This window comes from Amycolatopsis sp. NPDC003861 (assembly GCF_053605405.1).
The window spans coordinates 1-11,745 of record NZ_JBSGJD010000282.1 but is presented as its reverse complement, the minus strand read 5'-3'; the positions used below and the strand labels follow the sequence as shown (position 1 = coordinate 11,745).

At 68.1% G+C, this 11,745-nt stretch carries 10 protein-coding genes; 2 read left to right on the top strand and 8 right to left on the bottom strand.

Annotated features, from left to right (window positions below; translation table 11 throughout):
* Positions 1–102: 102 nt before the first annotated feature.
* The 6 genes from ACWEVN_RS41425 to typA form a co-directional block, all read right to left on the bottom strand.
* Positions 103–1,119, bottom strand: a complete 1,017-nt coding sequence (locus ACWEVN_RS41425) for an ABC transporter permease (protein ID WP_449688035.1) — start codon at positions 1,117–1,119, stop codon at positions 103–105.
* A gap of 79 nt (positions 1,120–1,198) precedes the next feature.
* The gene (locus ACWEVN_RS41420; RefSeq protein ID WP_449688034.1) at positions 1,199–2,128 is read right to left on the bottom strand and encodes an ABC transporter permease; all 930 of its coding nucleotides are present in this window, start codon (positions 2,126–2,128) and stop codon (positions 1,199–1,201) included.
* Complete coding sequence (locus ACWEVN_RS41415; protein ID WP_310973508.1) at positions 2,121–3,137, bottom strand: ABC transporter permease; 1,017 nt, start codon at positions 3,135–3,137, stop codon at positions 2,121–2,123. Before ACWEVN_RS41415 ends, ACWEVN_RS41420 begins: the two co-directional genes overlap by 8 nt.
* Positions 3,138–3,323: 186 nt before the next feature.
* The gene (locus ACWEVN_RS41410) at positions 3,324–5,135 is read right to left on the bottom strand and encodes an ABC transporter family substrate-binding protein (protein WP_310973509.1); all 1,812 of its coding nucleotides are present in this window, start codon (positions 5,133–5,135) and stop codon (positions 3,324–3,326) included.
* Positions 5,136–5,424: 289 nt separating this feature from the next.
* Complete coding sequence (locus ACWEVN_RS41405) at positions 5,425–7,161, bottom strand: ABC transporter family substrate-binding protein (RefSeq protein ID WP_452054927.1); 1,737 nt, start codon at positions 7,159–7,161, stop codon at positions 5,425–5,427.
* Between the two features lie 378 nt (positions 7,162–7,539).
* The gene (gene typA / locus ACWEVN_RS41400) at positions 7,540–9,465 is read right to left on the bottom strand and encodes a translational GTPase TypA (protein ID WP_361096016.1); all 1,926 of its coding nucleotides are present in this window, start codon (positions 9,463–9,465) and stop codon (positions 7,540–7,542) included.
* Positions 9,466–9,659: 194 nt separating this feature from the next.
* On the opposite strand from typA, the gene ACWEVN_RS41395 reads away from it, so the two are divergent.
* Complete coding sequence (locus ACWEVN_RS41395) at positions 9,660–9,809, top strand: hypothetical protein (RefSeq protein WP_167455137.1); 150 nt, start codon at positions 9,660–9,662, stop codon at positions 9,807–9,809.
* Here the strand turns inward: ACWEVN_RS41395 and ACWEVN_RS41390 are convergent.
* Positions 9,806–10,105, bottom strand: coding sequence for a YciI family protein (locus tag ACWEVN_RS41390; protein WP_176174983.1), 300 nt, complete (start codon positions 10,103–10,105; stop codon positions 9,806–9,808). The two genes, ACWEVN_RS41395 and ACWEVN_RS41390, sit on opposite strands and share 4 nt — an antisense overlap.
* A gap of 179 nt (positions 10,106–10,284) precedes the next feature.
* Here ACWEVN_RS41390 and trpS point away from each other — a divergent pair, with 179 nt between their 5' ends.
* On the top strand, positions 10,285–11,250 hold the full coding sequence (trpS, locus tag ACWEVN_RS41385) for a tryptophan--tRNA ligase (protein ID WP_449688032.1): 966 nt from the start codon (positions 10,285–10,287) through the stop codon (positions 11,248–11,250).
* On the opposite strand, the gene ACWEVN_RS41380 is transcribed toward trpS, so the two are convergent.
* A complete protein-coding gene (locus ACWEVN_RS41380) occupies positions 11,243–11,632 on the bottom strand; it encodes an NUDIX domain-containing protein (RefSeq protein ID WP_449688031.1) in 390 nt (129 codons plus the stop codon). The genes trpS and ACWEVN_RS41380 overlap by 8 nt on opposite strands.
* Between the last annotated feature and the right edge of the window lie 113 nt (positions 11,633–11,745).

The following is an 11,745-nucleotide window of genomic DNA, read 5'->3' as shown; positions in this document are numbered from 1 at the left end:
CCACACCGCATCGGCGCCATCGTCCAAGCAGCACTCGTCCTGACCCATCACGAACACCAGGGGCGCTACTGAGAAAACCTCATTGGGGCGCTTGGGGCCTGGTCAGCCGACGCGGATTCGGGGGTCCAGGATGCCGTACAGGAGGTCGGCGACCAGGTTGGCGATCACCACGCTGGCCGCGATCACCACCAGCCAGCCCATCAGGACCTGGGGGTCGTTCTTGTTGACCGCTTCGACCAGCAGTGTTCCCATGCCGTGCCAGTTGAAGACCGTCTCGGTGATGATCGCGCCCGTCACCGTGGCGCCGAAGTTGACCGAAAACAGGGTCATCACCGGGATCAGGGCGTTGCGGAACGCGTGGCGCCAGATCACGCGGCTGTTCGACACGCCCTTGGCGCGCGCGGTGCGCACGTAGTCGGCGCCCAGGACCTCCAGCATCGACGCCCGCTGGAAGCGGCTGTACGCGGCGAACGTGATGGCCATGATCGACAGCGTCGGCAGCAGGAACGCGCCGACGTACTTCGCGAGCGCGTCACCCACTCCGGTGGCCGTGAGGCTCTCCGGGCTCGTCGTCCGGAGCCACGGGTCGCCGAGGACGTCGGACAGGCCGAGGTCGCGGACCCAGCCGTTGGCGCGGATCGCGTAGCCCTTGAGGACGATCGCCACGCAGAAGATCGGCATCGAGAACATCAGGAACGCCAGCGTCGTCGCCAGGTAGTCCCAGATCGAGTACTGCTTCACCGCCGCCAGGACACCCACCAGGACGCCGAAGACCAGGGCCAGCACCGACGCCGTCAGCACCAGCTCCAGCGTCACCTTGAACGCGGCCATCACCTTCGGCTGGACCGGGGTGAACGCGTTGCCCTGGGCGATCGAGATGCCCCAGTCGCCGGTCACGAAGTGGCCGAGCCAGCTGAAGTAGCGGGCGATGACGCTCTGGTCCAGGCCCAGCTTGTGCTCGGTCTCGGCGATCGCGGACGCGCTGATCCCCGGTTTGCTGCGGAGCTCGCCCAGCGGGTCGCCGGTGTTGGCGACCATCACGAAGCAGAGGAACGTGCCGATCAGCAGCACCGGGATCGAAATGGCCAGCCTGCGGAGCACGTACAGCACGAGATTCATCCGAAACCCCCAGGTCCGGCGATCCCCGCGGAAAACGGACGCGGGGGCGACCGGAACCGGTCACCCCCGCGTCGCGCGTTCAGGCCTTCATTCTCCGCTGGCGCGGGTCGAAGGCGTCGCGAAGACCGTCACCGATGAAGTTGATCGTCAGTGAAATCAGCACGAGCACGATGAACGGCCCGAAGAACAACGCCGGCCGGGTCTGCAGCTGGGCGTAGTTCTCCAGGATGACGCGGCCGAGCGAGGTGTCCGGCAGCTGGACGCCCAGGCCGATGAACGACAGCGCGGCTTCCGCCAGCACGGCCTGCGCGACCGCGAGGGTCGCGTTGACCGTGATGCTGCCGACCATGTTCGGCACCAGGTGCTTGAAGATGATCCGGAACGTCCCGGCGCCCGACGCGCGGGCCGCGTCGACGAACTCGCGCTGGGACAGCGACATCGCCTCGGCGCGGGTGATCCGGGCGATCTGCATCCAGCCGAACGCCGCCAGCACCAGCGCGACGATGTACCAGGAACCGCCGCCGAAGACCTTGGCGAGGATGGCCGCCGCGGCGATCTGCGGGATGATCAGGAACAGGTCCGTCACCCGGGAGATCGCCGAGTCGGAGAACCCGCGCAGGTAGCCGGCGACCGCACCGAACACGACGCCGATCACGGTGGCCAGGATCGACACGGTGAGCGCGATGAGGAGCGAGTACTGCGTACCGCGCAGCACCTGCGACACCATGTCCTTGCCGACCTGGGTCGTCCCGAGCGGGAAGTCGCCGCTGGGCTTGGCGAACGACGGGAACGAGCTGTCCTCGTAGTTGTGCTTCCAGAACAGCGGCATCACGATGCTGATCAGCACGATCAGGATGAGCACGCCGGTCGACGCCATCGCCAGCTTGTGGTGCAGGAACTTCCGCAGGACCAGCTTGCCCTGGCTGCGCGGTTCCGGCAGCGCGTCCGGAGGCAGCGTGCCTTCGGCCGAAGCGGTTTCGCTCGCGAGAAGAGAGTTCAAGTCAGCCAACGCGAATCCTCGGGTCCAGGATGCCGTACATCAGGTCGGCGATCAGGTTGGCGACGATGACACTGCTGGCGATCACCACGAGCCAACCCATCATCACCTGAGTGTCGTTCTTCGTGACGGCTTCCACCAGCAATGTGCCCATACCGTGCCAGTTGAACACCGTCTCGGTGATGATCGCGCCGGCCAGGACCGAGCCGAAGTTGACCGAGAACAGCGTCGACACCGGGATCAGGGCGTTGCGGAACGCGTGCCGGAAGATGACCCGGCCGTTGCCGAGGCCCTTGGCGCGCGCGGTGCGCACGTAGTCCGAGCCCAGCACCTCGAGCATCGAGGCGCGCTGGAACCGGCTGTACGCGGCGAAGCTGATCGCCATGATCGACAGCGTCGGCAGCAGGTACGCGCCGATGGTGCTGGTGATGAAGTCGCCGACGCCGTCGGTCTTCAGCTGCTCCGGGCTGGTCGTGCGCAGCCACGGGTTGCCGAGGACGTCGGACAGGCCGAGGTCGCGGACCCAGCCGTTGATCTCGATCGCGTAGCGCTTCAGCACGATCGCGACGCAGAAGATCGGCATCGAGAAGAGCAGGAAGGCGAGGGTGGTCGCGATGTAGTCGATGATCGAGTACTGCTTCACGGCGGCCAGCACGCCGACGATGATGCCGATGATCAGCGCGAGGATCTCGGCGCCGACGACCAGCTTGAGGGTGACGCCGAAGGCGGCCATCACCTTGGGGGCGACCGGCGCGAGGGCGTTGCCCTGCGCGATGGAGATGCCCCAGTTCCCGGTCAGGAAGTCACCCAGCCACGTGAAGTAGCGGGGCACGATGCCCTGGTCGAGACCGAGCTTGGCGGCCGTGGCGGCCAGCGCTTCCTTGCTGATCGTCGGGTTCTGCCGCAGCTCGCCCAGCGGGTCACCGGTGCCGGCGACCATGACGAAACACAAGAAAGTCCCGACCAGGAGGACGGGAATCGATATCGCCAGACGGCGAAGGATGTAGATCACCAGGTTCAACGAACTGCTCCTCATCCGGGCCTGGTCGTCAGAAGTGCGCTGGACCGCTACCCGGTTGTCTACCGTAGTGGCGGTAACCCTACGGTCAACAGCTACTTCCGGTGGGTACCGGGGCCCGGCTTGTGGCCGGACCCCGGTACCTCCCAGGTCATCTGGAGCGAGGGGAAAGAAGAGGCGGGACGAGCCCTACTTCTTCTGCTCCCACTCGCCGACGTTCCACAGAACACCGTCGTACGACTGCATGTAGACGCGGTCGATGCCCTTGAACGCCCACATGCTCGGCGTCTGGAACAGCGGCAGGGTCGCGTAGTCGTCGGCGATGGCCTTGTCGGCCTCCTGGTACTTCTGCAGCTTGACCTGCTCGTCGGTGGCCTTCACCGCGGCGTTGTAGGCGTCGTCGATCTTCGGGTCGCAGAGGTTCTGGTAGTTCTGCTCGCCGCCCTTGTCCGGGCAGACGTAGATCGACTTCGACTCCGCCTTGAACGGCTGGGCGGACCAGCCGAACAGCGCCACGTCGTAGTCACCGGTCGAGACGCGGCCACCCTTGAGGAAGTTGGCGTCGGTCTCGTCCTTGACCTCGATGCCGGCCGCCTTGGCCTGCGAGATGATGATCTCGACGGTCTGGCTGCGGCGGGCGTTCTGGTTGTGCGTGATCTTGAACGAGGCGCGCTGGCCGTTCTTGGCGAAGATGCCGTCGGCACCCTTGGCCCAGCCGGCGTCGGTCAGGGTCTTGGCCGCCGCTTCGGCGCCCAGACCGGCCTTGCTGCTGTACAGGTCGGTGTAACCGGGCTCACCCTGGAAGAACACCACGCTGTTCAGCGGCTCCGCGTCCGCCTGGACCTCCTTGAGCAGCTTGTCCGTGATCTCCTTGCGGTTGACCGACTCGAGGAACGCCTTGCGGAGGTCCTTGTCGGCGAACATGCGCTTGAAGTTCAGGTCGAGGTGCTCGTAGGTCAGCTGCGAGGCCGAACCGTAGGTCACGCCCTGCGCCGCGAGGCCCTTCATCGTCTGGGCCGCGGTGGCGTCCGGCTGGGTCGACGCCGCGACGTCGATCTCACCGTTCTGCAGCGCGGTCGCCATCGCCTTGGTGTCTTCCATGGCGCGGACGATGATCTTCGACGGGCCACCCTTGCCGCCCGCCCACTGCGGGTTCTTCTCCAGGGTGACGGCCTTCTGGTTGGCGTCGAACGCGGTGATCTTGTACGGGCCCGACGACGGCATGATGTCCGCCTTGAAGCCCTTCCACTCGTTCGACCAGAAGTCACCGGCGGCCTTGATCTGGGCCGGGTCGCCGGTCGGGGCCAGCTTGGTGATGTCGGCGATGCCGGTCTTGGCCTCGAGGACGTGCGCGGGCATGATCGCCGGCGCGTTGAACAGGCCCTTGTAGTCCAGGTAGGGCTCGCTGTAGTCGGTGACGAAGGTCAGCGCGTCCTTGCAGGTGGCCTGCTTGATCAGCGAGTAACCGGTGGTCGACGCCGAGTTGAACGGGTTCTTGCCGTCCGGGCCCTTGGCCAGGCCGCTCTGCGACAGCCACGCCAGGTACATGTCCTTGCAGTCGTAGGCCTGACCGTCCGACCACTTGATGTTCGGCTTGATCTTGTACGTGACCTGCTGCGGGTCCTTCTGCGTGACGTCCCAGGACTCGAAGACGTCGTTGTTCAGCAGGATCTTGTTGTTGCCGTCGAGCTTCAACGTACCGGAGAGCACCGCGGTCAACACGTAGTTGTTGTACGAGCTGTTGGTGTCCGGGGTCTGGTTGTTGTACCCCGAGTACCCGTCGTCGATACCGATCGTGACCGTGCCGTCGTACCCCGGGGTGTCCGCGAGCTTGAACAGGTCGCCGGTCTCGGCCTTGCCGACAGCCATCGCCTTGACGTCGGTCGACGATCCGTTCTGATCGGTGTTGCCCGAGCCCGAATCACCACCGCTGCAGGCGCTCAGCAACAGCGAAGCGCCGGCGACGAGCGACAAAGCGGAGACTGCTTTGGATCTCCTCATGAAGTGTGCCCTCCTAGCACTGAGCCCTTGAATATCGGGACAAGGGCCCACACCGCTCCGGTTGGATGGGCCGGAGCCTACGACACGCCAAGCGACACTCAACTGGCGCACTGCGGGAGCACGCTAGAAAGGAAAAGCACCGACAGTCACCAGTTCCGGGTCGATCGTGACCAAAGGGTGACTTCCAGTCGACATCCAGAAATACGACGGTTACCTCATGGATTCACAACGTCCCACTCGAAGGCGTTGGTAAAGATCACCCGGTAGTACTGAATGCGTAGCCAACCGATTACTTCGGGCCGCGAGTCCAGTTCACCGCCGACCCGAACGGGCCCACCATGGGGGGACCTGGCGTGACGCCCGAGATGCCCGAACCGATCGCCAGGGTGTCAGCCAATTGGAACAGCGGAATCACCACGTTCTGGCGCCAAAGTTCAGGCTCAAGAGTGGTGAGCGCTTCGCCCGTCGGGGTGGATCCGGACAGCGCCGCGTCGATCGACGGCTGCAGCGCCGGGTCGCAGAACCCGGCCGCGTTGCCCGGGACGACGGGCTTGGTCTTGTCGACGCCGGCGGCCGTCTGCTCCGGGCGGCAGCCGAAGGTCGACGCGAGCACCGAAGCGGTGTCCCCGCCGACCGCCTGCGGGACGACGGCGATGTCGACCCCGACGTTGCCCGCCGAGTCACCGGTCGGCTGCTGGACCCCGCCGACGACCGGCATCGCCAGCAGGCCGCTGAACAGGTCCCGAGGCGGCGGCGTGATCGCGTTGACCTCGATGCCCTGCGCGGAGAGCTGGCCGGCCAGCTCCTTGGCGATCGACGCGTACGGCTCCTGGGCGGCCGGTGAGGCGATGACCAGCGAGAGCGCCCGGCCGTTCTTGCGCCAGGTGCCCGCGGTCTTGGTGTAGCCGGCCGCCTTCAGCGACTGCTCGGCCTTGGCGACGTCGGGCGCGGTGGGCGGGCCAGGCGGGATGGTCGCCGCGTAGCCCTTCACCGACGGCGCGGTCACCTGCGCGTCGGCGTGCAGCGTCGACGACGGGCCGCCGTTGACGCCCTCGGTGATCAGCTTGGTGCGGTCGATCAGCGCGGCGACACCGGCGCGGACCTGGGCGTCCTGCAGGGTCGCGCTGACCGGGCGCAGCAGCACGTCGGCCACCAGCGGGCGGGCCACCGTGTGCAGCTTGACCGCCGAGCCGAGCTCGCCGAGCAGCTTGAGCTCGTCGCCGCTCGTGCGGGCCAGCGCGAACTGGTCGTTGCCGCTGCGCAGCGCGGCCAGCAGCGTGTTCTGGTCCGACCGGCGGAGCACGATCCGGTCGATCGCGGCGGGCTTCTCCCAGTAGCGCTCGTTGCGCTCGAGGATGACCTCGCCGCGGGCGGTGTCCAGGCTCTTGATCGAGAACGGGCCGGCGACGGCCGGGAAGTTCGAGGCCAGCGCCCCGCGCCAGCCGTCGGGCGCGTCCTTGAGCAGGTGGGCGGGCAGCAGGTCGGAGAACAGCGTCTGCCAGCCCGGGTACGGCTTGGCGAAGGTGACCTCGACGCGCTTGCCGCCCTCGCGCGACTGCAGGTCGGTGATCTGGCGGTAGCCGGCGGGCTCGATCACGCCGGGCTGGTCGCGCAGCTGGGTGCGCAGGTAGTCGAAGTCCTCGGCGGCGATGGGCGCGCCGTCGGACCAGGAGGCGTCCGGCCGGATCTCGTAGGCCACCACGAACGGCTGCTGCGAGATCACCTCGGCGGACTTCATCAGGTTCTTGTCGAGCTGGGTGGTGCCGTCGTCCTTCTGGCGGAACACCGAGGGCAGCAGAAGCTGCGAGAGCGCGGAGGTCACCTGGGACGAGTCCGCCAGGTTGTGCGGGTTGTACCCGCCGAGCACGTCGTCGACCCCGACGACGATCTGCGACGGCGTCTTGCCGGTGGTCGACACGGGTGCGACCGACGACGACACGACCGGGGGTGGCGGGGTGTTGGAGCAGGCGGTGAGCAGCACGGTCGCGAGTGCCAGCACCGGCACCGCCTTGCGATTCACCCGCACGCCCCGTTCCTCCCCGTTTCCGCCGATCGGGTCAGTCATGCTCCCACGACCGCCTCCGCCGCCGGAACCGAGATTCCCACACCCGGATCGGGCGGCCTCGCCGCCCCTGGGTGCCACTACGGGAATGGACGCGCGGCACACCGTCCGGGTTCCCGGACCGTTCCGGAACGGCGGAACGAACACGGGCCGGACACGAAAAAGGTTCACCCCGGTGGTCGGCGCCAGGCGATGAGGCCGTCGCGACCCCTATAAAGATATAAGGAGAAGAACGGCGGAATTCCTGACGCTGGGTCCGCCACCGGCCGACCCAGCGTAAGGGATCGGGCACGAAAAAGCCTCCCGATGACGAGCACCGGGAGGCTTTTTCAAAGCGGTGGATCAGCCGTTGTCGCGGCTCTTGGCGCGCGAACGCTCCTTCGCGCGGGTGTTGACGTCCAGGGTCACCTTGCGGACCCGGACGACCTCGGGCGCGACCTCGACGCACTCGTCGACCGAGCAGAACTCCAGGGCCTCTTCCAGGCCCATCTTGCGCGGGCGGGCCAGCGTCTCCATCACGTCGGCGGAGGACTGACGCATGTTGGTCAGCTTCTTCTCCTTGGTGATGTTGATGTCGAGGTCCTCGAAGCGCGGGTTCTCGCCCACGACCATGCCCTCGTAGACGTCGGCACCCGGCTCGACGAAGAACGTGCCGCGGTCGGCCAGCTGGATCATCGCGTACGCGGTGACCGGGCCCGAGCGGTCGGCGACCAAGGAGCCGCTGTGGCGGGTGCGGATCTCGCCCGCCCACGGGAAGTAGCCCTCGAACACGTGGTTCGCGATGCCGGTGCCGCGGGTCTCGGTGAGGAAGTCGGTGCGGAAGCTGATCAGGCCGCGCGACGGGAGCACGTACTCGAGCTTGATCCGGCCGGTGCCGTTGCCGCTCATGTCCTCCATGCGGCCCTTGCGGGCGGCCAGGAGCTGGGTGATCGCGCCGAGGTGCTCCTCCGGCGAGTCGATGTAGAGGCGCTCGAACGGCTCGTGCAGCTTGCCGTCGATCGTGCGCAGGACCACCTGCGGCTTGCCGACGGTCAGCTCGAAGCCCTCGCGGCGCATCTGCTCGACGAGGATGGCCAGCGCCAGCTCGCCACGGCCCTGGACCTCCCAGGTGTCGGGGCGCTCGGTCGGCAGGACGCGGATCGAGACGTTGCCGATCAGCTCCTGGTCCAGGCGGGCCTTGACCAGCCGCGCGGTGACCTTGTCGCCGCCGTTGCGCCCGGCCAGCGGCGAGGTGTTGACGCCGATGGTCATCGAGATGGCGGGCTCGTCGACGGTGATCCGGGGCAGCGCGACCGGGTTCTCGGAGTCGGCGAGGGTGTCACCGATCGTGATGTCCGGGATGCCGGCGATGGCGACGAGCTCGCCCGCGCTGGCCTCGGTCGCCGGGACGCGGGTGAGCGCCTCGGTGACCAGCAGCTCGGAGATGCGCACGTTCTGCGTCGTGCCGTCCGCGCGCATCCAGGCCACGGTCTGGCCCTTGCGCAGCTTGCCGGCGTGGATGCGGATCAGCGCGATGCGGCCGAGGAAGTTGGACGCGTCGAGGTTGGTGACCAGCGCCTGCAGCGGGGCGTCGAGGTCGGCGGCCGGCGGCGGCACGTGCCGGAGCAGCGTGTCGAACAGCGGGTCGAGGTTCTCGCTCTCGGGGATCTCGCCGTCGGCGGGCTGCTCCAGGCTGGCCTTGCCGGCGCGCGCGGAGGCGTAGACGACCGGGAGGTCGAGGATCGCGTCGTGGTCGGCGTCCTCGATGTCGCTGGCCAGCTCGAGCAGCAGGTCGTGGGTCTCCTCGACGACCTCGGCGATCCGGGCGTCCGGCCGGTCGGTCTTGTTGACCAGCAGGATCACCGGCAGGCCGGCTTCGAGGGTCTTGCGGAGCACGAACCGAGTCTGCGGGAGCGGGCCCTCGGACGCGTCGACCAGCAGGACGACGCCGTCGACCATGGCCAGGCCGCGCTCGACCTCGCCGCCGAAGTCGGCGTGACCCGGGGTGTCGATGACGTTGATCGTCACCTGGCCCTCGGGGGTCTGGCGGTGGATCGAGGTGTTCTTCGCGAGGATCGTGATGCCCTTTTCGCGCTCCAGCTCGCCCGAGTCCATCACGCGGTCGACGACCTCGGCGCGCTCGGCGAAGGCACCGGACTGGCGGAGCATCGCGTCCACCAGCGTGGTCTTGCCGTGGTCGACGTGGGCGACGATCGCGACGTTGCGCAGGTCGGGCCGGGTCTTACCGGTCGGCCGGCCGGTTTCGACGGTAGCGCTGGCTGCGGGCACGCGAGAACTCCTGAACTTCAAGGGTTGGATGGCCGCGCACACCGTTCAGGCTTCCCGTGACCGGCTCTGGTCACACGCGGACCTCACCCAGGATACCTGCCGCCCCATTGTGAGCGGCCCCACGCCCCCCTGGCGGTTAGGCTGACCTAACGTGGAAACCCGGTGGAGGTCGCCGATCCGGAAGGTGCGTGCGCGTGGGCAAGAAGCCGAAGGACCCGCGGAAGGTCGTGCGCAAGCTCATGAAGGCCGGCAAGGTCAAGAAGAAGTGCTGCCGGTCGAAGCCGCGCTGCAAGAAGTGCCCGGTATTGGCTCTGAAGAAGGCGAAGCTGGACCTGGCCGCCTAGTGCGGTACCGCTTCGTTGAGCAAGCGCAGCTCCGGAGCGGTCTTGGTCGGCGAGAACTCGATGACCTCGTACTGCGCGAGGTGCTGCACGCAGAACGGGTCGGACGCCAGGATGGCGTCGAGCTTCCCGCGGGACATCGGCCGCGTGATGATCACGCCGCCGGTGCGCGGGTTCCGCCGCCCGGACGCCAGGAAGTGGCCGTGCTCGTACTGCTTGTTCAGCCACTCGGCGTGGTCCGGGAGCGCGTAGTCGATTTCCTCGATCGGGGCCGTGTAGTTCAACAGGACGACATACATGGTTAGACGGTAGACCCGCACGCCACTTCGCGCCTATGCTCGCCGCATGCACGCGCAGACGTCCAGCTGGTGGCCGCCCTCGGCGGCCGTTTAGACCTGCGCTGATCACCAGCGGCCGCCCCGGGACGGGCGGCCTTTTTCGTGCCTTCTCCGGGGTGGCCCCACCTCGGGAGGAACACATGAGCAAGCTGTCCGGCATCACCCCCTCCGGTCACGTCCACCTCGGCAACTACCTCGGCGCCGTCCGCCGCTGGGCCCTCGAGGGCGGCGCGGACGACCTGTACTTCGTCGCCGACCTGCACGGCATGACGACCCCGCACAACCCGGCGAAACTCCGATCCCTGGCGCGCGAGCAGCTCGCCGTGCTGATCGCCGCCGGCATCGACCCCGAGCGGGTGTTCGTCCAGTCCGACCTGGCCCGCGAGCTGGGTGCGCTGACCTGGGTCCTGGAGTGCACCTGCAACTACGGCGAAGCGGCGCGGATGATCCAGTTCAAGGAGAAGTCCAAAGGTCAGGCCGGGGTCAGGCTGTCCCTGCTGACGTACCCGGCGCTGATGGCCGCGGACATCCTGCTGCAGGGCGCGGACGAGGTCCCGGTCGGCGAGGACCAGCGCCAGCACGTCGAGCTGACGCGGACCCTGGCCAAGCGCTTCAACGGCACGTACGGCGAGGTGTTCACCATCCCGCGCGCGGTACTGCCGCCGGCCGGCGCGCGGGTGAAGGACCTGGCCGACCCGACGCGCAAGATGTCGAAGTCGGCCCGGGACGCGGTGGGCGTGGTGTTCGCGCTCGACGAGCCCGACCAGATCCGCCGCAAGGTCCGCCGCGCGGTCACCGACGGCGGTTCGGTGCCGGTGCACGCCCCGGAGACCCGGCCGGGGATGGCGAACCTGCTGGAGATCCTGGCCGCGTGCCGGGGCGGGTCCCCGGCGGAGCTCGCGGACGAGTTCACCTCCTACGGCGCGGTCAAGGACGCCGTCGCCGACGCGGTGATCGAGGAGCTGCGGCCGGTGCGCACCCGGGCGTCGGCGCTGCTCGACGACGTCGCCGAGCTGGATCGCGTGCGGAAGGCGGGTGCCGAGCGCGCCCGCGAGCGCGGTTCGCACCGGCTCGACGCGGCGCTGCGGATGATCGGCGCTAGCTGAGCAGCGCGCGGAAGGCCGGGAGGAGGATCCGGTCGGCGGGCAGCCAGTCGACGTCGTCGAGGTCGTCGAGCCCGAGCCACCGCACGGCTCGGTGCTCGACGGCCCGCGGCTCTTCCCCGGGCGAAACGAGCGTGGCGGCGTAAATCCGGAGGACTTTCCCGCCGGGCAGCGGGATGTCGTCGCCGACCCGCGCGCCGACCTCGACGACGACGTCGAGTTCCTCGCTGCACTCGCGGGCCAGCGCGAAGGCTTCGGACTCCCCGTCTTCGACCCGGCCGCCGGGCAGCTCCCACTGCCCCGCGTGCTTCGGCGGCCAGGCCCGCTGCTGGGCCAGCAGCTTGCCGTCCCGCACCAGGGCGGCTCCCACGATCACAGCGTTCACAGTCCCGGAACTTACCCGGAAGCCCCCACCCCAAGCGCCCCAATGTGGCGTTCGGTGCGTTGGACGCACCCAATGTGGCGTTCGGTGCGCTGGACGCAACCAACGCCACATTG

Coding starts and splice junctions, on each gene's coding strand:
- ACWEVN_RS41390 (WP_176174983.1), bottom strand. CDS start 10,105: ATGTATGTCGTCCTGTTGAACTACACGGCCCCGATCGAGGAAATCGAC.
- trpS (WP_449688032.1), top strand. CDS start 10,285: ATGAGCAAGCTGTCCGGCATCACCCCCTCCGGTCACGTCCACCTCGGC.
- ACWEVN_RS41425 (WP_449688035.1), bottom strand. CDS start 1,119: ATGAATCTCGTGCTGTACGTGCTCCGCAGGCTGGCCATTTCGATCCCG.
- ACWEVN_RS41410 (WP_310973509.1), bottom strand. CDS start 5,135: ATGAGGAGATCCAAAGCAGTCTCCGCTTTGTCGCTCGTCGCCGGCGCT.